This window comes from Streptomyces sp. NBC_00075, from assembly GCF_045041225.1.
Lineage (GTDB): Bacteria > Actinomycetota > Actinomycetes > Streptomycetales > Streptomycetaceae > Streptomyces > Streptomyces adonidis.
On the sequence record NZ_CP108243.1, the window covers coordinates 9665017 to 9686799 of the forward strand.

The 21783-nt window shown below is 72.7% G+C and carries 18 protein-coding genes and 1 pseudogene; 9 read left to right on the plus strand and 10 right to left on the minus strand.

The features are described from left to right. Positions 1 to 44: 44 nt before the first annotated feature. The 3 genes from OG787_RS42410 (at position 45) to OG787_RS42420 (ending at position 4680) form a co-directional block, all read left to right on the plus strand. Positions 45 to 1208 carry an exonuclease SbcCD subunit D gene (locus OG787_RS42410; RefSeq protein WP_405538866.1) on the plus strand — a complete coding sequence of 388 codons (1164 nt, stop codon included), beginning with the start codon at positions 45 to 47 and terminating at the stop codon, positions 1206 to 1208. Positions 1209 to 1393: 185 nt separating this feature from the next. Next, complete coding sequence (locus OG787_RS42415; protein WP_405538867.1) at positions 1394 to 1699, plus strand: hypothetical protein; 306 nt, start codon at positions 1394 to 1396, stop codon at positions 1697 to 1699. Then, positions 1696 to 4680, plus strand: a complete 2985-nt coding sequence (locus tag OG787_RS42420) for an AAA family ATPase (protein ID WP_405538868.1) — start codon at positions 1696 to 1698, stop codon at positions 4678 to 4680. The genes OG787_RS42415 and OG787_RS42420 overlap by 4 nt, the downstream gene beginning before the upstream one ends. A gap of 12 nt (positions 4681 to 4692) precedes the next feature. Here the strand turns inward: OG787_RS42420 and OG787_RS42425 are convergent, their stop codons facing one another. After that, positions 4693 to 5139, minus strand: coding sequence for an Lrp/AsnC family transcriptional regulator (locus OG787_RS42425; protein WP_369037443.1), 447 nt, complete (start codon positions 5137 to 5139; stop codon positions 4693 to 4695). 136 nt (positions 5140 to 5275) lie between these two features. Here OG787_RS42425 and OG787_RS42430 point away from each other — a divergent pair, with 136 nt between their 5' ends. Next, the gene (locus OG787_RS42430; protein WP_405538870.1) at positions 5276 to 5758 is read left to right on the plus strand and encodes a rhodanese-like domain-containing protein; all 483 of its coding nucleotides are present in this window, start codon (positions 5276 to 5278) and stop codon (positions 5756 to 5758) included. Between the two features lie 47 nt (positions 5759 to 5805). On the opposite strand, the gene OG787_RS42435 is transcribed toward OG787_RS42430, so the two are convergent. Continuing rightward, positions 5806 to 6600, minus strand: a complete 795-nt coding sequence (locus tag OG787_RS42435; protein ID WP_405538871.1) for an ATP-grasp domain-containing protein — start codon at positions 6598 to 6600, stop codon at positions 5806 to 5808. Between the two features lie 77 nt (positions 6601 to 6677). On the opposite strand from OG787_RS42435, the gene OG787_RS42440 reads away from it, so the two are divergent. Further along, positions 6678 to 7172, plus strand: a complete 495-nt coding sequence (locus tag OG787_RS42440) for an Imm21 family immunity protein (RefSeq protein WP_405538872.1) — start codon at positions 6678 to 6680, stop codon at positions 7170 to 7172. 91 nt (positions 7173 to 7263) lie between these two features. Here the strand turns inward: OG787_RS42440 and OG787_RS42445 are convergent, their stop codons facing one another. The 4 genes from OG787_RS42445 to OG787_RS42460 form a co-directional block, all read right to left on the minus strand. Beyond that, entirely contained in the window at positions 7264 to 8955 is a 1692-nt protein-coding gene (locus tag OG787_RS42445; protein WP_405538873.1) for a DUF885 domain-containing protein, read from the minus strand. Positions 8956 to 9090: 135 nt separating this feature from the next. Next, positions 9091 to 10362, minus strand: coding sequence for a GNAT family N-acetyltransferase (locus OG787_RS42450; protein ID WP_405538874.1), 1272 nt, complete (start codon positions 10360 to 10362; stop codon positions 9091 to 9093). Between the two features lie 113 nt (positions 10363 to 10475). Beyond that, entirely contained in the window at positions 10476 to 12065 is a 1590-nt protein-coding gene (locus OG787_RS42455) for an alkaline phosphatase D family protein (protein WP_405538875.1), read from the minus strand. Between the two features lie 154 nt (positions 12066 to 12219). Next, the gene (locus OG787_RS42460) at positions 12220 to 13656 is read right to left on the minus strand and encodes a PLP-dependent aminotransferase family protein (protein ID WP_405538876.1); all 1437 of its coding nucleotides are present in this window, start codon (positions 13654 to 13656) and stop codon (positions 12220 to 12222) included. Positions 13657 to 13703: 47 nt separating this feature from the next. Between OG787_RS42460 and OG787_RS42465 the strand changes: the two are divergent. Continuing rightward, positions 13704 to 14561 (plus strand): annotated as a pseudogene (locus OG787_RS42465) (EamA family transporter); the annotation flags it as partial. 42 nt (positions 14562 to 14603) lie between these two features. Here OG787_RS42465 and OG787_RS42470 read toward each other — a convergent pair. Further along, positions 14604 to 15446, minus strand: coding sequence for an alpha/beta fold hydrolase (locus OG787_RS42470; protein ID WP_405538877.1), 843 nt, complete (start codon positions 15444 to 15446; stop codon positions 14604 to 14606). Between the two features lie 149 nt (positions 15447 to 15595). On the opposite strand from OG787_RS42470, the gene OG787_RS42475 reads away from it, so the two are divergent. Further along, a complete protein-coding gene (locus OG787_RS42475) occupies positions 15596 to 16489 on the plus strand; it encodes an RNA polymerase sigma-70 factor (RefSeq protein ID WP_369037435.1) in 894 nt (297 codons plus the stop codon). Positions 16490 to 16600: 111 nt separating this feature from the next. Beyond that, a complete protein-coding gene (locus OG787_RS42480) occupies positions 16601 to 17365 on the plus strand; it encodes a GntR family transcriptional regulator (RefSeq protein WP_405538878.1) in 765 nt (254 codons plus the stop codon). Positions 17366 to 17459: 94 nt separating this feature from the next. Here the strand turns inward: OG787_RS42480 and OG787_RS42485 are convergent, their stop codons facing one another. From OG787_RS42485 to OG787_RS42495, 3 genes are all read right to left on the minus strand, one after another. After that, complete coding sequence (locus OG787_RS42485; protein ID WP_405538879.1) at positions 17460 to 18617, minus strand: ROK family transcriptional regulator; 1158 nt, start codon at positions 18615 to 18617, stop codon at positions 17460 to 17462. Positions 18618 to 18854: 237 nt separating this feature from the next. Next, complete coding sequence (locus tag OG787_RS42490) at positions 18855 to 19520, minus strand: response regulator (RefSeq protein ID WP_405538880.1); 666 nt, start codon at positions 19518 to 19520, stop codon at positions 18855 to 18857. Between the two features lie 14 nt (positions 19521 to 19534). Further along, positions 19535 to 20728, minus strand: a complete 1194-nt coding sequence (locus tag OG787_RS42495; protein WP_405538881.1) for a sensor histidine kinase — start codon at positions 20726 to 20728, stop codon at positions 19535 to 19537. Positions 20729 to 20836: 108 nt separating this feature from the next. On the opposite strand from OG787_RS42495, the gene OG787_RS42500 reads away from it, so the two are divergent. After that, positions 20837 to 21781 (plus strand): ATP-binding cassette domain-containing protein, encoded by a 945-nt coding sequence (locus tag OG787_RS42500; RefSeq protein WP_405538882.1) that lies wholly within the window; start codon positions 20837 to 20839, stop codon positions 21779 to 21781. The last annotated feature ends 2 nt before the right edge of the window (positions 21782 to 21783 follow it).

Consider the following 21783-nt stretch of genomic DNA (forward strand, 5'->3'; position numbering starts at 1 on the left):
GTAACCGCCCGTGATGTCAGACCCGGCTGTTAGTTTCGGGGATCATGAGACTGCTGCACACGTCCGACTGGCATCTCGGCCGCGCCTTCCACCGGGTGAACATGCTCGGGGCGCAGGCCGAGTTCATCGGCCATCTCGTCACCGTCGCGCGCGAGCGCGAGGTCGACGCGGTGGTCGTGTCGGGTGATGTGTACGACCGGGCGGTGCCGCCGCTGGCCGCGGTCGAGCTGTTCGACGACGCCCTGCACCGGCTCGCCGACCTCGGGGTGCCGACGGTGATGATCTCCGGCAACCACGACTCGGCGCGACGGCTCGGCGTCGGCGCAGGGCTCATCGGCCGCGCCGGCATCCATCTGCGTACCGACCCGTCGGCAGCGGGGACACCGGTGGTCCTCCGGGACGCCTCCGGGGACGTGGCCTTCTACGGCCTCCCCTATCTCGAACCGGCGCTGGTGAAGGACGAGTTCGAGGTGGAGAAGGCGGGCCACGAGAGTGTCCTGGCCGCCGCCATGGACCGGGTCCGCGCCGACCTCGCCACGCGCGCGGAGGGCACTCGTTCCGTCGTCCTCGCCCATGCCTTCGTCACCGGCGGCGAGGCCAGCGACAGCGAGCGGGACATCACCGTCGGCGGGGTCGCCTCCGTGCCCTCCGGTGTCTTCGACGGCGTCGACTACGTCGCGCTGGGCCATCTGCACGGCTGCCAGACCATCACGGAACGCGTGCGCTACTCGGGCTCCCCGTTGCCGTACTCCTTCTCCGAGGCCGACCACCGCAAGAGCATGTGGCTGATCGACCTGGCGGACGACGGCTCGCTCACCGCGGAGCGCGTCGACTGCCCGGTGCCGCGCGCGCTAGCCCGTATCAGGGGCGCGCTGGAGGACCTGCTCGCCGATCCGGACCTGGCCCGCCACGAGGACGCGTGGATCGAGGCGACGCTGACGGACCCGGTGCGCCCGCCCGACCCCATGGCCCGCCTCTCGGAACGGTTCCCGCACACCTTGAGCCTCGCCTTCGACCCGGATCGCTCACCGGACGACCCGGACGTGACCTACGCGCGGCGCCTGGCGGGCCGCGACGACCAGGAGATCGCGGAGGACTTCGTCCTGCACGTGCGGGGCGCGGAAGCGGACGAGCACGAACGGGGCGTGTTGCGGGACGCGTTCGACTCGGTGCGGGTGGACGAGACGGTACGGGAGGTCGCGCGGTGAAGCCGGCGCGGGCTGTATGGACATGGATCGGGCGGAACGGCATGGGCGGGAGCTGCCGCCCGGTGCCCGGGCCGGTCGGCGGGCCTGGGGGCCGCACGGCGGGCGCTCGTGAGCGGATCGGCACGGGTCCCGACGCGGGGCAGGGCGTCGGCCAAGGTGCGGAGTGTCACGCAGGGTGCGGGCCGGTGGGGCTTCTCGCGCAGTTCCCCGCGCCCCTGAAAGGCGGGGGCTGCGCCCCTGGCCTGTCGGGCCGCAGGGCCGGGGCGGACTACGACGGGCGGCAGGGCGCCGACCATGGCACGGGCCAGGGCGCCCACTACGCGAGCCAAGGCACGCGCCGTGACGGGGGGCAGGGCACCGACCGAGGCGCGGGCCGTGATGCGGGCCAACGCAACCGCCAGGGCATTGGCCGAGGCCCGGGCAGCCGTGCCCCGACCGGGCCGCACCGCACCGACTCGCACAGCGGCTCGCACGCGGAGGGCGCCCGGTGAGGCTGCATCGGCTGGACATCACGGCCTTCGGGCCCTTCGGTGGCGCTCAGCAGGTCGACTTCGGTGAGCTGTCCGCCGCCGGGTTGTTTCTGCTGCACGGGCCGACGGGCGCGGGCAAGACGTCGATTCTCGACGCCGTCTGCTACGCGCTGTACGGCTCGGTGCCCGGCGCCCGCCAAGGCGGCTCCCTGCGCAGCGACCATGCCGCGCCCGGCACCCGTACCGAGGTCACCCTCGAACTGACCGTCGCGGGACGCCGGTTGGAGCTGACCCGGCAGCCGCCCTGGGAGCGCCCCAAGAAGCGCGGCGAGGGCACGACCCTCGACAAGGCGCAGAGCTGGCTGCGCGAGTACGACTCCTCGGCCGGTGCCTGGAAGGATCTCAGCCGCTCGCACCAGGAGATCGGCGAGGAGATCACCCAACTGCTAGGGATGAGCCGCGAGCAGTTCTGCCAGGTCGTGCTGCTGCCCCAGGGCGACTTCGCCCGCTTCCTGCGCGCCGATGCCGAGGCCCGCGGCAAGCTGCTCGGCCGGCTCTTCGACACGCACCGCTTCGCCGAGGTCGAGAAGCGCCTCGCGGATCGCCGGCGCGCCGCCGAGGCCGAAGTGCGCGACGGGGACGCGGAGTTGCTGGCCGACGCCCACCGCATGCAGCAGGCCGCCGGTGACGCCATGGAGCTGCCCGGCCTCGCGCCGGGTGAACCGGGGCTGGCCGAGGCCATCATGGGCGCAGCCGCCGTCGCCCGCTCCACCGCGCGCGAGCGCCTCACCATCGCCCACTGCGCCCGCGCCGCCGCCGAGTCCGCGCAGGTCGCGGCCGACGGCGCGCTGGCCGACGTACGCGAAGTGGCCCGGTTGCAGCGGCGGTTCGCCGAGGCGCGGGAGCGGGCCCGGCTGCTGGAGGAGCGGGCGGAGACGCACCGGACGGACCGGGCGCGGATGGAGCGGGCCCGCAAGGCCGAGGTGGTGGCGCCCGCGCTGGAGCTGCGGGAGGCCGCCGAGGACGAGCACGGGCACGCGGCCAAGGACGAGGCACGCGCGCGTGCCCTGCTGCCGGACGCCTTCACCGACGCCGGCGCCGGTGGACTCGCCGCCGCCGCGCGCCGCGCCGCCGAGGAACTGGGCGGGCTCGAATCCGCCCGCCGCGCCGAACAGCGCCTCGCCCAGCTCGTCGCCGAGCGCACCGGCCTGGACCGTCAGGAACGCGCCGACGAGGACGTCCTGCACGACGCCGAGAACTGGCTCGGCGGATGGGAGGCGACCCGGGCGGGCCTCCATGCCCGTATCGAGTCGGCGCAGGAGGCCGCCACCAGGGCCGAACAGCTCGCCGTCCAGCGGGAACCCGCTCAGAACCGGCTCCGGGCGGCACGGCAGCGTGACGCGCTCGCCCGGGACACGGACGAGACGCAGACCCACGTACTGGCCTCGCGCGAGCGTGCCACGGAGGCCAAGGCCCATTGGCTCGACCTCAAGGAACAGCGCCTGAACGGCATCGCCGCCGAACTGGCCGCCAAGCTGAGCGACGGCGAACCCTGTGCCGTCTGCGGGGCCACCGAACACCCCGCGCCCGCGCGGAAGGTCGCCGGGCACGTCGACCGGGAGACGGAGGAACGGGCGCTCGCCGCCTACCAGCGGGCCGACGAGCGACGCGCCGAGGACGAACGTCGGCTGGGCCTCGTACGCGAGGCACTGGCGGCCGCCACCGCCGAGGCCGGGGACACGCCCACCGCACAACTCGCCGAGCAGGCAGAGGAGTTGGAGCGAGGGTACGAGGAGGCCCGGCGGGGCGCCTCCGGGCTGCACTCCGCGCACGAGGAGCTGCGCCGTGCCGAGCAGGAGCGCGAGCGTCGCAGCGCCGCCCAGCAGGAGGCGGCACTCAGGACGGCGTCCCGGGTCGCCCGACGGGACACCCTGGACAGTGAACGGGCCGCGCTGGAGGAGGAGTTGGCGCAGGCCCGGGGTGGCGCGGCGAGCGTTGCCGTGCGGGCCGGGCAACTGGAACGCCAGGTCGCGCTGCTCACCGACACGGCCGAGGCGGCCCGCGCCGCCGAGGACACCGCCCAGCGCCTCAAGGATGCCGACGCCCGTCTCGCCGACGCCGCCTACCGCGCCGGGTTCGACACACCACGAGCGGCGGCGGAAGCCCTGCTGGACGACACGGCCCACCGCGAACTCCAACGGCGCCTGGACGCCTGGCAGTCCGAGGAGGCCGCCGTACGAGCCGCCCTCGCCGAACCCGACACCGTGGCCGCCGCACAGCAGCCGCCCGCCGACCTCGCGGGCGCGGAGCGGACCGCCTCGGCCGCCGCCCGGCGCCTGCGGGAGGCCGCCTCCGCTCGCGACGCCGCCGAGAGCCGCTGCCGCGAACTCGACCGCCTGTCCGCGCGCTCGGCCACGGCGGTAAGACGCCTCGCACCCCTTCGTGCCGCCCACGACCGCGTGGCCCGCCTAGCGACCCTCACCGCGGGCACCTCGGCGGACAACGAACGCAAGATGCGCCTGGAGTCGTACGTCCTCGCCGCCCGCCTCGAACAGGTGGCGGCAGCCGCGACGGCACGGCTGCTGCGCATGTCGTCCGGCCGCTACACCCTCGTCCACTCGGACGACCGGGCCGGACGGGGCCGCAGCGGCCTCGGGCTGCATGTGGTCGACGCCTGGACCGGCCGCGAGCGGGACACGGCGACCCTGTCCGGCGGCGAGACGTTCTTCGCCTCGCTCGCCCTCGCCCTCGGCCTCGCGGACGTCGTCACCGACGAGGCCGGCGGGGTCCGTCTCGACACCCTCTTCATCGACGAGGGCTTCGGCAGCCTCGACGAACAGACGCTGGACGAGGTCCTCGACGTCCTCGACTCACTGCGCGAACGCGACCGAAGCGTCGGCATCGTCAGCCATGTACCGGACCTGCGGCGCCGGATCCACGCCCAACTGGAGGTGGAGAAGGGGAGATCGGGGTCGGTGGTGAGACAACGCGGCGGCGGATGAGGGTGTGGGCGCTCACTGCCCGACGGGGCGACGGGGGAGCGGCGACGAGTAGACGACGCTCGTCGTCACCGACCCCAGCGCGCCGATCTTGCCCGACACCTCCTCCAGATGCCGCATCGAACGCGCGATGACCTTGATGACGAAGCAGTCGTCCCCCGTCACGTGATGCGCCTCCAGGATCTCGGGCGTCACGGCGACCAGGTCGTGGAACGGCTTGTAGTTGCCGTTCGGGTACCTGAGCCGGACGAAGGCCACGATCGGCAGACCGAGCCGCTCCGGATCGACCACCGCCGCGTACCCCTGGATGACACCGGCCTCCTCCAGCCGCCGGACCCGCTCGGTGACCGCGCTCGGGGACATCGCGACGGCACGCGCCAGCTCGGCGAAACTGGCGCGGCCGTCACGCTGAAGGACATCGAGGATGCGCCAGTCGGTGGCGTCCGGGGAAAACGTGCTCATGGCCGAGGAATAGCAGGGAAATCCCCGGCTGATCAAGGGTAAGGCCGTGGATCACACCTTCAGGTGAAGCGATCGCCGACCGTAGATTTCCGGTGAGGAACCTCAGCCGGGAGTTCCCGCCAAGGGAGGCCAGACCATGAGCACCACCGCGATCACCACCAACCCCGTCCTGCGCGTCGCCCCGGCCGCCCCGCCCGAGGCCGCCGCCTACTTCGCCGCGAGTCTCGCCTTCCACGCCGACGTCTCCGACGTGGCCGCCGCCCTCGCGGCCGACGCCGACCCCGGTTTCGTCCTCATCGACTCCCGCTCCACCGAGTCCTGGGACCAGGGCCACATCCCGGGTGCCCTCCACCTCCCGACGGCCCTGATCCCCGCACAGGCCGCCCAACTGCTCGACAAGTCGATACCGGTGGTCACGTACTGCTGGGGCCCCGCCTGCAACGGCGGGACCCGCGCCGCCCTGGCCCTCGCCCAACTCGGCTACCAGGTCAAGGAGATGCTCGGCGGCTTCGAGTACTGGGTACGCGAGGGCTTCGAGTTCGAGACCTGGGAGGGCCGGACCCGCCGCGACGCGGACGCGCTGACGGCTCCGGTGGACGCGGCGGACTGCGGCTGCTGAAGCAAACGCCGGCCGCAGTCCGCACGAGCCGCAGCCCTGCGCGACCTTCAGTCCCGCACGACTTCGGGCAGCGGCCGCAGGAAGGCACGGTCCGCCGATCCGAACTCCTCGTACGGGCGGGCCGCGTGCAGGACGACGTCGAGGGCGGCATCCGGATCGCAGGCGTAATGCCCGCTGGCCCAGGCCGCGTTGGCCTCGACGACGGCCCACTCCGAGCCCTCCGTCAGCAGACCGACGTCCACGACGACCGCGCTCGGCAAGCGCTGGGACGCCAGGCGCTCGGCGAAGGCCAGTACGTCCGCGCGCCGAGGGTCCTCGTCGAGCGGGACGACATCCAGCTCGCCGTGCGCCAAGTACCGGCTGCCGGTGCGGACTTCACCGTCGAGCAGGAACAGCCGGTACTCCACGGCGAACGTCACGATGTCGCTCACCAGCACCGGCGTGCCGTCGTCGACCGCGTCGGGACCCGGCAGCCGGCTCCCGTCCGGATAGACGCGCGCGGGGAAACTCTTGTCGTTGGGCGGCTTCACAAAGGCGGGCCGCCGCAGCTGCCGCGCCTCGGCGACGGTGCTGAACTCGATCTCCCTGTGCGTGAGTTCGTACGGCAGCCGGGCCAGCCAGTCCGGCGCCGCCTCCAGCAGCCCGAGGCCCAACTCGGCGGCCACCGCGTCCGCGAACAGTGGACCGGCGTACAGCGTCGCGCCCTCGGCCGCCCGCCACTCCTCCGGCACCCGCCACTCGCGCAGAACCTCGACGCCCATGGCGCGACGGCGTGCCGCGTCGGCCAGTGCGTGTCCGGTCGCGGTGACACGTGGGGAGAGAAAGAGAGTTCGGGCGTTCATGGAAGTCGAGGGTGGCCCACCGGGTGGGACGGGGGACAGCGAATTTACGGGCGCGCACTGCGTGTAGGTTGCTGCGCATGGCAGTTGAGTGGGTGGAGTCGGGCGGCGGGCCGCTCATCGCGGTGCCGGAAGCGGTGCTGTCGTTCTGGGCCGGGGCCGACGGCGACGAGTTGTCGACGGACTACGACCGGGCCTGTGAGGTGGACGGTCTCATCGGGTTCGTGCCCGTCGGTGACACCACGGCCCTCGTCCTCGGCGACGAACCCGCCTCGACCGCGTTCCTGCCGGAGCACGACACCTTCGTACGGTGGTGTGCCGCCGACTCCGAGGACGAACTCCTCGCCTGTGTCCCGGCCGCGCTCGCCGCAGCGGAGTGGGAGGCGGACCGGGTGTGGGAGACACCGGGAGACGTGGTCCTCTTCGACTCGGCCTGGCCGGGCAAGGAGACGGACCGGACCGATCAGCTGCGGGTCGGGCTGGCGCCGGGGCGGTACGCGGTGCGGGCGGCGTACGTGGAGCCGGGGCCGGAGACGTGGGTGGGGCTCGTGCAGTTGCGGCGGCTGGTGGACTGACCGGCTGACGCACGGACCGGGGTGGAGGTTGTGAGGCGCGCAGCCCCACAACCCCCGTACCCCGCCCCTCAGTTGCTCTCGGCGAGCCGCCTCACAGCTGCGACAGCTCGTCCACCAGGTCGTCCAGCCCCAGCGAACCCTGCGACAGTGCCGCCATGTGCCAGGCCTTCGCGTCGAAGTCGTCGCCGTGGCGGCGCTGGGCGTTCTCGCGGCCCAGGAGCCAGGCCCGTTCGCCCAGCTTGTAGCCGATCGCCTGGCCGGGGATCGTCAGATAGCGGGTCAGTTCGCTCTCCACGAAGTCCGCGGGGCGGCTGCTGTGGGCGCCGAAGAACTCCTCGGCCAGTTCCGGGGTCCAGCGCTCGCCGGGGTGGAAGGGGGAGTCCGCCGGGATCTCCAGCTCCGCGTGCATACCGATGTCGACGATGACGCGGGTCGCCCGCATCATCTGCGCGTCGAGGTAGCCGATGCGCTGCTCGGCGTCCGTGAGGAAGCCCAGCTCGTCCATCAGGCGTTCCGCGTACAGCGCCCAGCCCTCGCAGTTGGCGCTGACGCCACCGATGGTGGCCTGGTACCGGGAGAGGTTCTCGGCGACGTGGGCCCACTGCGCGAGCTGGAGGTGGTGGCCGGGGACGCCCTCGTGGTACCAGGTCGAGACCAGGTCGTACACGGGGAAGCGGGTCTGGCCCATGGTCGGCAGCCAGGTGGTGCCGGGGCGGGAGAAGTCCTCGGACGGGGCCATGTAGTACGGCGCCGCCGCACTGCCGGGCGGGGCGATGCGGGACTCGACCTTCTTCACCCGCTCGGCGAGTTCGAAGTGGGTGCCGTCCAGCGCGTCGATCGCCTGGTCCATCAGCCCCTGGAGCCACTCGCGGACCTCGTCGACGCCCTCGATGTGCTTGCCGTGCTCGTCGAGATGCGCCAGCGCCACCCACGGCGTCTCCGCGCCCGGGAGGATCTTCTCGGCCTCCTGCTTCATCTCGCCGAGGAGACGGTGGAACTCGGCCCAGCCGTACGCGTACGCCTCGTCCAGGTCCAGGTCGGTGCCGTTCCAGTAGCGCGACCAGCGCGCGTACCGCTCCCGGCCCACCGTGTTCGGCTTGGCCTCGACGGCCGGCGCGTACACGTCCCGCATCCAGTCCCGCAGTTCGAGGACGGCCTCGTCCGCCACGCGCGCCGCCTCGTCCAGCTCGGTGCGACGCGCCTCGGGGCCGGCCGACGCGAAGTCCGCGAACCAGCCGATGCCCTTGCCGTCCAGGTCGGACCACTCGCCGAGCTGCCCGACGAACGTCGCCGTGGGGCGCGGAGCCGCGTACAGCTCGCGTTCCAGGCCCAGGGTCAGGCTCTCCCGGTAGCCCCGCAGCGCGGTCGGCACCGCGCGCAGCCGCTCCACGACCGCCGCCCAGTCCTCGTCCGTCTCCGTCGGCGTCACCGTGAACACCTCGCGCACCGAGTGCGCGGCCGTGTGCATGTTGCCGACGGCCCGCAGCCCCTCGCCGGCCTCGTGCACCGCGAGTTCGGCCGTGAGCCGCTCGCGCAGCAGCCGCCCGCAGCGCCGCTCGATGTCACTGTCCGCGCCGGGCCGCCGCTCGGCCTCGTCCAGCCGCGCCAGCGTTGTCCGCGCCAGCTCCGCGAGGGCCTCCTGGCCGGCGGGCGAGGTGTCCGGCAGCCTGCTCGAACTCTCCTTCACACCCAGGTAGGTACCGGTAACGGGATCGAGGGCGACAAGATCGTCGACATAGGCGTCGGCGACCTCACGAGGCAGGGGGCTCTTGGTATCTGACATGCGCTCATCCTCGTACGCGCCCATGGACCATGCCAAGCGGGTTCGGCGTGGCCACGTGCAGTTCGGCCGCGCCCTTCAGGGGCGCGGGGAACTGCGCGACAAGCCACGACGAACCCGCAGGCGACGAACAAACCCTCAGTCGCGTGAACTGTGGTCGTACGGCATGGGAGAGGCAACCGGCGACGCATCCAAGCGAGCCGTGATCACCAGCGTGCCCTCCTCGATCTGATAATCCAACGGCAACCCAAGCCCCCGCATAGCAGCGACCATCCCCGTGTTGGACGACTGCGTCACCGCATACACGTGCTCGCAGTTCGCCTCACGAGCCATGGACACCAGGCGCCGAAGAAGCTCGCCGCCGATCCCCCGCCGCTGCCACTCGTCCTCGACGATCAGCGCGATCTCGGTCTCGTCGCCGTCCCAGAGGAGATGACCGAGCCCGACGACCCGCCCGGACGCCGTCTGCACGGCGAGCGTGCGCCCGAAGCGCGGGCTGAGCAGGTGGTTGAGATAGCGGTCGGCGTCGCCCATCGGCCCGTGGTAGCGCAGCGACAACGTGCGCGGCGAGCAGCGCTCGTGCATCGCCTTCGCCGCGTCCAGGTCACCCGCGTCGGCGCGCCGTACGGTGATGGCGTTGCCCCGCGGCAGCGTCAGCACGTCCTGGCCGTGCGGGACGCGGGGCCCGAGCCGCGCGTCCAGCTCCACCAGCGCCCGCGCCCGGGCGAACTCGGTCGGGGTGAACGGCAGATACGGCCGCTCCACGGTGATCACTCCACCTTCCGGCGCGCGCAGCCGCATCACCGTGTCCGTCTCTTCGAGGGCGCCCTCGACCGGTACACCCTCCCGCGTGGCCGAGTCGCCGCCGGGCAGCGACCGGATCGTGCACCGCCCGAGCAACTGGCGCAGCGCCAGCGGCAGTTCGGCCCTGTCCAGGGCCGTACGGGTGGCGAGGCCCAGCACGCGGGTCGGCGCGTCGACGAGATCGTGGGCGTCGGCCCGCTCGATCCACGTCCCGGCGCCGCCCGCCCAGGACACCGACCCGGAGATCTCGGCGGCGTCGAGGTCACCGGGGGCGCGCAGCAGGAACTCGTCGACCGTGCCCACGGCCAGCGGATGCGTCTGGAGGCTGAGGATGTCGATGCGCCGCTCGGCGAGGGCGGTGCACAGCGCGGCGAGCGACCCCGGCTGGTCCTTCACCGTCGTCCGCATCCGCCACAGCACACTCACGCCGGTGTCCATGCCGGTATCGGTATCCGTACCGGCATCGGCGTCGTCCGGGGGCGCATGACCGTGGCGGCTTGTCCACCATGTGCGCAGCAGGGCGGCGAGTTCGACGACGTCCTGCCGCCACCGGCGTACCGGGCGCCCGTCCGTCACACCAGTTCCTTCACATACTTTTCGACTCATGCAGTCACCATGCGCCAACGGTGTTGCGTGATCACGAACGGACTGTGACCGAAGGGTTAAGTTGCCTTTCGCCCTTTTTGTTAACTTTTCCACCATTATTGGCGGGCGTACCGCTACTGCCCCACCCGCCCCGGCTGTAGCACCTTCGTGAACAGCACGGTCCCGTCCTGCTCGCGCAGCCGGACCGTCAGTTCCCCGCTGTGGCCGTCGATGTCGACCTCGCCGAAGAACTGGTAGCCGCCGGCCGGCGAGACGTTCGCGGTCTCCGGCGCCTTCACGAAGACCCGCTCCGGACCGAACGTGCCGTCGAGCGTGCTGGCGGGGAAGGCCCCGGCGTTCAGCGGGCCCGACACGAACTCCCAGAACGGCTCGAAGTCGGTGAAGGCGGCCCGCGAGGGTTGGTAGTGCTGCGCCGAGGTGTGGTGGACGTCGGCGGTCAGCCAGACCGTGCCGGTGATCCGCCGGTGCTTGATGTACCGCAGCAGCTCGGCGATCTGTAGCTCACGCCCGAGCGGCGCGCCCGGGTCGCCCTGGGCGACGGCCTCGATGTTGGCCTTGCCCTCGGTGGCGTCCGGCACGACCAGCCCCAGCGGCATGTCGGCGGCGATCACCTTCCACACGGCACGCGAGCGCGACAGCTCCCGCTTGAGCCACTCCAGCTGCTCGGCGCCGAGGATGCCCTGCGGGTCGACGGTCTGGTCGTCGGGGGAGTTGGCGTTGCGGTACGTCCGCATGTCGAGGACGAACACGTCGAGCAGCGGACCCTGGTGCAGCACCCGGTAGACACGGCCGTCCTTGGCGCCCGGCCGGAGCGTGGAGATCGGGAAGTACTCGCTGAAAGCCCGCCGGGCCCGGACGGCGAGGGTGTCGACGCTCTTCTCGGTGTAGCGGGTGTCCGAGTCGAGGATGGTCTGCCCCGGGTACCAGTTGTTGCGGACCTCGTGGTCGTCCCACTGGATGATCGAGGGGACCTGCGCGTTGAACCGCCGCAGGTTCTCATCAAGCAGGTTGTAGCGGAAGTTCCCGCGGAACTCGGCGAGCGTCTCGGCGACCTTCGCCTTCTCCTCGGTCGTGATGTTCCGCCAGGTGCTGCCGTCGGGCAGTGCGGCGGTCGCGGCTATCGGGCCGTCCGCGTAGATGTTGTCGCCGCTGCATATGAAGAAGTCGGGGTCGAGCTTCCCCATCGCGTCGTAGATCCGGTAGCCGCCGAGGTCGGGGTTGATGCCCCAGCCCTGCCCCGCCAGGTCCCCCGACCAGAGGAACCGCACCCCGTCACGCCGTCGCGCCGACGCCGTACGGAAGGTGCCGGTGACGGGCTCGCCGGTACGGCGCGGGTCGTCAGGGTCGGCCAGCAGTACGCGGTAGTGGATCTGCTCGCCGGACGGCAGCCCGCGCAGCCGCGTCGTACCGGTGAAGTCGCTGTCCGCGCCGAGCAGCGGACCGTGCCAGCGGCGGGCGTTGCGGAACGACTCGGTGGCGGACGTCTCGACGACCATCCGGGCGGGCCGGTCGGAGCGCACCCACACAAGACCCGAGTCGGCGGTCACATCGCCGGTCTGGACACCCCACCCGGCCTTCGGCCGCCCGGACAGGGCGAACGCGGGAGCCGCCGCACCGATGGCGGCGGGCAGGGTCAGGGCCGCCGAAGCGGCGAGCGAACCGCGCAGCACGCTGCGACGACCGGGCAACGGGAGAGGTGACATGGGACGTGCCTCCGGGGACAGGATCCGGCGAGTGTGCACTGCCACAACTACTGGGACACCGCAGCGCGCACGCAAACCACAAATGAACAACTGCCCCCGCCGACAAGGGAACCGGACAAAGGAAGCAGGCAAGGGCAGCAAGCAAGGGAACAGGTCATCCGCCGACCGCGTCGGCCATCAGCCGCACCCCGGCCGCGATCCGCGCGGGCGACAACTGCGCGTATCCCAGCACCAGCCGCACGCCCCCACCCTCACCCTCCACGCGCGCGTGCGCGAAGTCCGTCAGCGGCCGTACGGCGACGCCGGCTGCCGCCGTCCGCTCCAGGAACCGCTCCTGCGGCCCGTACCGCTCCGGCAGCGCGGCGATGACGTGCAGACCGGCCGCGATCCCCGACACCTCCGCCCCGGGAAAGTGCTCCTCAAGCGCCGCCACGAGGGCATCGCGCCGTTCACGGTACGCGCGCTGGCAGCGGCGCAGATGCCGGTCGTAGTCGCCGCGTTCCACGAACCGCGCGAACAGCTCCTGGTCGAGGGCGGGATGCCCCAGGTCCATCGTCCGCTTCCGCTCGACGACCTCCTCGGCGACCGACTCCGGTACGAGGAGCCAGCCGAGCCGCAGCCCGGGCGCGAGCGACTTGCTGACGGACCCGGTGTAGGCGACACGCTCGGGGTCGAGCCCCTGAAGCGCGCCCACCGGGGCACGGTCGTACCGGAACTCCCCGTCGTAGTCGTCCTCGATCACCAGCCCGTCGACCGACCGCGCCCAGTCGAGAAGCTCGGTACGGCGGCCCGCCGAGTAGGCGATCCCGGAGGGGAACTGGTGCGCGGGCGTGGTCACCACCGCCCGTACTCCGGACGCCCGCAGCGCGTCGAGGTCGAGCCCCTCGTCGTCCAGGGGCAGGGGTACGGCGTCCAGGCCGGCCGCGATATACAGGGTGCCGTGTTCCGGGCTCCCGGGGTCCTCGACGCCGATGTCGCGCATCCCGCGCGCGTGGAGCACGTATCCGAGCAGCGTCGTCGCCTGCGCCACCCCGGAGACCACGATCAGCCGTTCCGGGTCCGTGACCACACCCCGGCGCCGCGCGAGCAGCTCCGCGAGTGCCGTCCGCAGCCGGGGCAGTCCGCGCGGATCGGGGTAGCCGAGGGCGTGATGGGGCACCTCGGCGAGCACCGCGCGCTGGGCGGCGGCCCACGCGGCACGCGGGAACAGCGACAGGTCCGGGGTGCCCGGGCGGAAGTCGGCGCGGGCGCCGGGGGAGCGTGGGGCGAGGTCCCGCGCGCGTGGGTGCGCTGCCCGGACGGCACCGCCCACCCAGGTCCCGGCCCCGCGCCCGCTGCGCAGATAGCCCTCCGCGGTCAACTGCTCGTACGCCTCCGTGACCAGCCCGCGCGACACGCCGAGGTCGGCCGCGAGGTCCCGGCTCGACGGCAGCCGCGTCCCCGGCACGAGCCGCCCCGAGCGGACCGCCGCCCTGAGCGCCTCCTGAAGCGAACGCCCACGCGCGCGTGCCGGTGCGGCGGCGGCCGGAAGCAGCAACTCCCAGGCGGCGGAGCCCGGCAGCCCGCTCGGACTGGTCCCCGATGACGTCATGGAAGTGGACCTTAATCCGGTCCACCGCGGTCCCTATCGTGACGCCCATGAAGACCACCGCCGACCCGTCCGACATCACTCCCGCGCGCGGGGCCCTCCTCACCGCCCTCGCCGCCGTCCTCGTCGGCTGCTCCTTCACCGCCAACAGCGTCCTCGGCGACTACCCGTACGCGGGCGGCCAGTTCCTCCGTTACGGCCTGGCCTGCCTCCTGCTCCTGCCCCTGGTCGGCCGGGGCGGCGCCGCCCCGCTGCGGACGCTCACCGCCCGCCAGTGGACCCGCCTCGCGCTGCTCGCGGCCGTCGGCATGGTCGGCTTCAACCTGGCCGTCATCGCCGCCGAACGCAGCGCGGAACCGGCGGTGCCGGGCGTGTTCGTGGGCTGCGCGCCCGTGGTCGTGGCGGTCCTGGTGCCCCTGCTGGACGGGCGGCGCCCCCAACGGGTCGTGCTCTACGGGGCGTTGATCGTCGCGGTGGGCGCGTTCGCGGTCCAGGGGTGGGGCCGTACGGACGGCGTCGGCATCGCCTTCTCCGGGTGCGCGCTGGCCGGCGAGGTCGGCTTCGCAGTGCTCGCCGTGCCCCTGGTACGGCCCCTGGGGCCCCGGCTGCTGTCCGCGACCGTGTGCGGCCTCGCCGCCGCCGAGTCCGCACTCGCCGGGGCGGTCCTCGACGGCGCCGGCTGGCTGCGCGTGCCCGACGCCACCGAGACCGCCGCACTGCTGTGGCAGGCGGCGGTCGTCACCGTCATCGGCTTCGTGTGCTGGTACATCGGCATGCAGCGGATCGGGGTGGAGCGCGCCATGCTCTTCTCCGGCCTCGTCCCGGTCGCCGCGGCCTGCACCGCCCCACTGGTCGGTACGGGCTCCTACGGCCCCGCCCAGGCCGCCGGAAGCGCCCTCGTAGGCGCCGGAGTCGCCCTGGGATCGAGCGCGTTCGGCCTCGTACGCCGGTCAGCGGCTGCCGTCGAGGATCACCCGGGCGACCAGCGCCGGGTCGTCGTTCATCGGGACGTGGCCGCAGCCGGGCAGCCGGATCAGCCGGGCCTTGGGGATGATCCGCTTGGCGCGGACGCCCTGGCGGCGCACGAGCAGCAGATCCCGGGTGCCCCAGGCCACGGTGACCGGGATGCCGGGCACGTCGTCCGTGAACCGGACGTCACGGCCGGATCTGAGGGTCTCGGTGAACCGCTGGGCGTTCGCCAGGGCGAGCGTCTCCGCGACGACGGCCTCGGGTGAACGGCGGCCGGGCCGGGCGTAGATGGTGCTCGTCAGGACGCTCCGGCCCGCCGCCGAGCGCGACAGCCGCTCCACCAGCGGCACCGGCATGCTCCGCGCGGCCCGCCGCATCGCGAGGAGCACCCCGAACGCGTACCGCCGCTCCGCCTGCGACCAGAACCCCGCCGGGGAGATCGCGGTGACCGACCGTGCCCGCTTCTCCCGCCCGAGCTCCAGGGCCAACAGCCCGCCCAGCGAGTTGCCCGCCACATGCGGCCGGTCCAGCTCCAGCGCCTCGCACAGGGCGCCGAAGACGGCGGTCATCGTCGGCAGGTCGTGGGTGAAGCTGTCCGCCAGCGGCGGGGAGACGCCGAACCCGGGCAGATCGACGGCGATCACCTCGCGCTCGGTGGCCAGGATGTCGATCACCGGGTCCCAGGCCTGCCGGTGGTGCCCGATGCCGTGCAGCAGCAGAAGCGGTTCGCCGGCGCCCACGCGCGCGTACGACAGGGTCACGGTCCTGGTCCCGGCCTGCGGGCCGGACGGAGAGGGGACCTCGAAGGAGACGGTGGCGGACATGGGGCTGCTCCTCGGCGTGCACGTCTGCGTGGCTGTTTGCGGGCGCTGCGTAGACAGCTTGTCAGCAACTGCTACCGACGGGTAGCCCCATGCGGTCACTGCCCGCAACTCGCTGGACACGACCCTCGCCGCCGGGTTGGGATGGAGTGGTGACCGCCGACACCGTGACCGACGTATTCGAAGAGCACCGGCCCGTTCTCATGGGCGTCGCCTACCGCATGCTCGGCCGGGTGGCCGACGCCGAGGACGTGGTCCAGGACGCCTGGCTGCGCTGGGCCGGCGCCGACCGGTCCGACGTACGCGAACCGCGCGGCTACCTCGTACGCGTCACGACCCGACTCGCCATCGACCGGCTGCGCCAGGTGAAGTCACGGGGCGAGACGTACGTCGGCCCGTGGCTGCCCGAGCCCTACGTGACCGACCTGGCAGACGCCGTTCCGGACGCGGCCGAGCGGGCCGTGCTCGCCGACACCGTGTCCCTCGCGGTCATGGTCGTCATGGAGTCCCTCTCGCCGCTGGAGCGCGCGGTGTTCGTCCTCCGCGAGGCCTTCGGATACCCGTTCGCGGAGATCGCCGCCATGCTCGACCGCGGCGAACCGGCGGTGCGCCAGCTCGCCGGACGCGCCCGCCGGCACGTCGACGAACGGCGCCCGCGGTACGAGGTCGACCCGGCCCAGCGCCGCGACCTCACCGAACGGTTCCTCGTCGCCGCGGAACAGGGCGACCTCGCGGGCCTCATGGAACTCCTCGCCCCGGACGTCTGCCTCGTCGCCGACAGCGGCGGCCTCGCGCGGGCGCCGCGCCGCATCCTGGAGTCGGCCGACCACGTGGGCCGCTTCGTCATCGGCACCGCCGGCAAGGGCCTCGCGGAGGCGTCGATCCGCTTCCTGGAGATCAACGGCGGCTTCGCGCTGCTGGTCCTGGACGGCGGCAAGCCCGACGCCGTGATCCAGATGGACGTGGCGGACGGCCGTATCCGGCACGTGTACATCATCCGCAACCCGGACAAGGTGCGTTCCCTGGTCCCTCCCCAGGAACACTGATTGGTCTTGACCAAGTACCTGGGCCGCCCTATGGTCGCAGGAAAGTGCAACAACCTTTAATAAACAAGGGCGTTAAAAAGCCGCCGGACCACGGCGATTGCGGAGGACAGGGTGGGGACCACGCAGTTGGAAACGGTGCCGGAGCCGAAGTACTGGCATCTGAAGACCGTGCTCAGTGAGGCACTGGACTCCGAGTTCACCGTGGGCGAGATCCTGCCCAACGAGCGCGACCTCGCGGCCCGCTTCGGTGTCGCCCGCGCCACGCTCCGCCAGGCACTGGAGCAGCTCGAACTCGAAGGCCGCCTCCAGCGCCGCCGCGGTGTCGGTACGACCGTCGCCCCGCCGCGCATGGGTGTCGCAGTCGGCACGGCGGCACAGCACGCGTGGCCGGGCGCGTCGGACGACACCTGGCAGCCGGTGGACAGCACGCTGGCCGTACCGGCCGCGGTGGTGGCCGCCGCCCTGGAGACCGACCGGGACGAGCCCGTCCACACCGTCCGCCGCTCCCGCGTCTCGCACGGCCAGCCGGTCGCCGCCGAGCTGCTCTACGTCCCGGTCGCCTCGGTGCCGGACCTGTCGGCGATAGACGCCCCGTTCGGCCCGGCACGCGCGCGTGCGGTGCTGCGGGAACTCCAGCGCCTGGACCTGGAGGGCCAGGACCGCGCGGTGGAACTCGGCTCGGCCCGCGCGGACGACGCCAAGGAACTGGACCGCCTCCCCGGGGCCCCCGTCCTCGTCGTCACGACCCGCTTCTTCGCGGGAGCACGCACAGCGGCCCTCTCGGTCGCCACCTACCGCGCTGACACGTGCCGCCTGACCTTCGGCGACACAGGGGGAGTGGAAATACACCACGGCCCGGAACGCCGCGCTTCCTGACCGACGTACAGTCCCGCGCCCCCAAAGGGGCGCGGGGAACTGCGCGACCAGCCACGACGCACCCGCAGTGTTCACACCACCTGTCGGGGAACACTCAACGCCGGGCAGTCACAGTCCCCTCCACCGCGAACAATTGCTCTTCGACATGGTCAAGGGCAAGACGCAATGCTCCCGTAGCCACCGCCGCCTCCCCGAGCAGCGACAGAGCCACACCCGGCGGTCGCAGACAGTACCGCGCCAGCTCGTCCCGCAACGGCTCCAGCACACCGTCCAACCCCGCCGCCCACCCGCCGACGACGACCAGCTCGGGGTCGAGCGCCAGGACGAGCGCGGCCACGTCATGGACGAGCCGCTGAATGAACCGGTCGACGGCCGCACGGGCCCGCTCGTCACCCTCGCGCGCACGGCGGAACACCTCGGCGACGGCCACCTCGTCGAGCGGGTGCAGCGGCTCGCCCGTGGTCGACAGCAGCGCCTCGGGGGTCGCCTCCCGGCCCAGCAGATGCAGCGCGCCGATCTCCCCGGCCGCCCCGCCGTACCCCCGGTGCAGCCGCCCGCCGATCAGTGAACCGGCGCCGGGACTCAACCCGGCGAGGACGAACACGACATCGTCGGAGTCGATCGCGGCACCTTTCCAGTGCTCGGCGACGGCCGCCGCGTTGGCGTCGTTCTCGACGAGGACAGGGCACTTGAAGGACCGGCTGAGCCGTTCACCGAGGGGCAGCCCGGTCCACTCGGGCAGCGCGGTGCACAGCCGTACGACCCCGTCGGCCTCGACTATCCCGGGCGTTGCCACGCCCACGGCCCGCAGCGAGTCGCGGGCCACCCCGGCCCGGCGCAGCAGCTCGGCGACCGCCGACCGCAGCCGCTCCAGCCGCTCGTCGGCGGGGGCGGCCTCGTCGACGTCCTTCGAGATCGACCCGAGGAGCCGCCCGTCGAGGTCGGACAGCAGCGCGGCGACGCGATGGGAGCCGATCTCAAGACCCAGCAGATGCCCGGCCTCCGCCCGGAACCGGAACCGCCGCGCGGGCCGCCCCTGCCGCCGGGCGACGCTCTCGTCGGCGGCCTTCTCGACGACGAGCCCGCCGTCCATGAGCCCCTCGACGACGCCCTCGACGGTCGGCCGGGACAGCCCGGTGACCCGGGTGATCTCGGTCAGCGTCGCGCAGTCCGTGGCACGCAGCGCGTGCAGCACCACCGCGGAGTTGATCCTTCGCAGCAGCGAGGGATCCCCGCCGGTCAGCTGCCCCAACGTACGTCCTCCCAGCTAAGCCGACCTGGTGAAGGCGGGTGTGCGACCGCGCCCCGAGAGGGGCGCGGGGCTGTGTCTGTTTGCGGCTCCGCCGCGTGGGCGCGACAGGCCCCACCGACCCGTGGGTTCATCATCGCGCGTCCAGCGGAGCGTTCGTGCAGGTGTGGGGCGGATCGTACTCGGCGCGGAGCACCCGGGCGAGAGCCGGACGTCCCCGACCTGTCCGACGGGCCGGGATCATCCGGGCGCAACGAACCCGGACTCGTACGCCACGATCACCGCCTGGGTACGATCCCGGGCCCCCAACTTCGCCAGCACCGCGCTGACGTGCGACTTCACGGTCTCGGCCCCGACGACCAGCCGAGCGGCGATCTCCGCGTTGGACAGCCCCCGCGCCATCAGCCGCAGCACCTCCGCCTCCCGCTCGGTCAGCCGCGCCCGCTCCAGAACGGCCCGGGCGGCCCGATTCCCGCCGCCCCCGTCCCCGTACTCGGCCGCCAACCGCCGCACCGAGGCCGGGAACAACAGCGACTCCCCTTCCGCGACCAGCCGCACCGCGTGCACGATCTCGGCCGGCCGGGCCCGCTTGAGGAGAAACCCGTCGGCACCGGCCCGCAGCGCCTCGTACACGAACTCGTCGTTCTCGAACGTCGTGATCACCAGGATCTTCGGCGGCTCCGCCACCGTCCGCAGCACCGCGCGCGTGGCCTCGATCCCGTCCATCAACGGCATCCGCACATCCATGGCGACCACATCGGGCCGCAACCGCCGGACCAACGGAATGACGGCGGCCCCGTCGGCGGCCTCCCCGACGACCTCGATATCGGGCTGAGCCTCCAACACGGCCCGCAGACCGGCGCGTACGAGGGGCTCGTCGTCGACTAGGAGAACGGTGACCGGCATCCGACGAGCGTAGATCAGCGCAGCGGCAGCTCGACCTGTACCTGCCAGTCGCCCTCGTCGGGCCCCGTACGCGCACGGCCGCCCAGCAGTGCCGCGCGCTCCCGTATGCCACGCAGGCCGCTGCCCCGGCCGGGACCGGGTATGTCGGCGGTGAGCGGGTTGCGGACCTCCAGAGCGAGGGTGTCGTCCGCGACCCCGATACGGACCCGGACGGGAACGGCCCCCGCGTGCCGCAGCACGTTGGTGAGCGACTCCTGGAGGATGCGGTAACCCTCGCGGGACACCGGACCCGGCACACCGTCGAGAGGGCCGGTCACCTCGATGTCGACCTTCGCCCCGGAGAAGCGCGCGGACTCCAGGAGGCGGTCGGCCTCGGTGAGGGCGGGGCGGCTGCTCGCGGGCCTGCCCGACTCGCGCAGTACGCCGAGGACACGCTCCAGGTCCTCCAGCGCGGCCCGGCCGGTCTCCTCGATGGCGTTCAGCGCCCGGTCGGTGAACGCGGGATCACCTGCCGCACGGGCTGCGCCCGCCTGCACCACCGCCACCGTGAGCGCGTGCCCGATGGAGTCGTGCAGCTCACGGGCGATGCGATTGCGCTCCAGGAGCTGATCGGTGCGCTCCTCCAAGGCGGCGAGCCGCTCCGCGGGCGAGGGGCCGAGCAGGCGCCCGGCCAGCCGGGTGATCAGCTCGCCCGAGCCGACCACGACCGCGGCCAGCAGAATCAGGGGCAGCGGCGCGAGCAGCGCGTGCCACCAGTGGTGGTCCTCGATGCGCAGCAGGGCACCGCCGCCCGGGGGGTCGCCCAGCGCGGTCCTCACCAGATCGTGGGTGGTGATGGGCAGTTGGACGGTCAGCATCGAGACCAGACCCCCGAGCACCAGCCGGGCCTCCAGCCAGAGCACCGTACGGCCCCGGTGGCCCCAGGTGACGGACGAGGCAGCGACGATCTCCGGATCGCCCTTGTCGCTGTCGCTGTCGCTGTCGCTGCCGTGACGGTGGTCGGTGAGCAGCAGTCTGGCCTGAAGTCCCTCCACGGTCCGCATCGCGGGCACGAGCCCGGCGAGTCCGAGCAGCCCGGCCGACAGGAGCCAGATCCACCACTCGTCCTCGATGAACAGCCACATGGCCGGCCACACGATGGCGATGAACAGGTGCAGCCATCGTGTGTACGTGACCGCCCGGGTGAACGGGCGCAGGATGCGGACCATCCCGACATCGTGACAGCCGCCACTGACAACGGGCCTCCCCCGGGCGGGGGAGACCGAGCCCTCCGACGGGGGAGGCGCCCGCCCCGGGCCGGCGGCCAGGCTGCTGCCATGACCAGCATCGACGTCCAGAACCTCACCAAGGAGTACGGCACGACGCGAGCCGTCGACGACCTCACGTTCCGTGTTCTGCCCGGCCGCGTCACCGGATTCCTCGGCCCCAACGGCGCCGGAAAGTCCACCGCGATGCGGTTGGTGCTCGGCCTGGACCGGCCGACGTCCGGCACCGCCATGGTCGGCGGCTGCGCGTACGCCACCCTCGACAACCCCCTCCGCAAGGTCGGCGCCCTCCTCGACGCCCAGGCCGCCCACGGCTCCCGTACCGCCCGCGACCACCTCCGGGCTCTCGCGGTGGGCAACCGCATCCCGGAGCGCAGGGTGGACGAGGTGCTGGCGGAGACAGGGCTCGCCTCCGTCGCTCGTCGCCGGGTGAAGACGTACTCCCTGGGCATGCGCCAGCGGCTCGGCATCGCGGCGGCGCTCCTCGGCGACCCCGAGGTGGTGCTGCTCGACGAACCGTCGAACGGCCTCGACCCCGAAGGCATCGTCTGGATCCGCGAGTTGCTGCGCAGACTGGCCAGGGAGGGCCGTACGGTCCTGGTCTCGTCCCACCTCATGAACGAGACCGCGTCCTTCGCCGACCACCTCGTCGTCCTGGGCAGAGGACGCCTGCTGGCGGACACCCCGATGCGCGAGTTCATCGAGGCACGCGTACGCCCGCGCGTGCGGGTGCGCACGCCGGACGGCACTGCCCTGTACCGGCTGCTGGCGGAGCACGGCTACGAGGCCGCCGCGCAAGACAACGACTTCTGGACCGTGGAGCACGCGCGCGTGGACGACATCGGCCGGCTCACCTCGGCGGCAGGCCTGACCGTCCTCGAACTGGCCGCCGACGAGGGCACGTTGGAGCAGGCCTACCTGGAACTGACGGCCTCGGCGACGGAGTTCACCGCCACCCCCGTCCAAACTTCCGCCCAGCAGCCCCTGGAGGCCTGAGC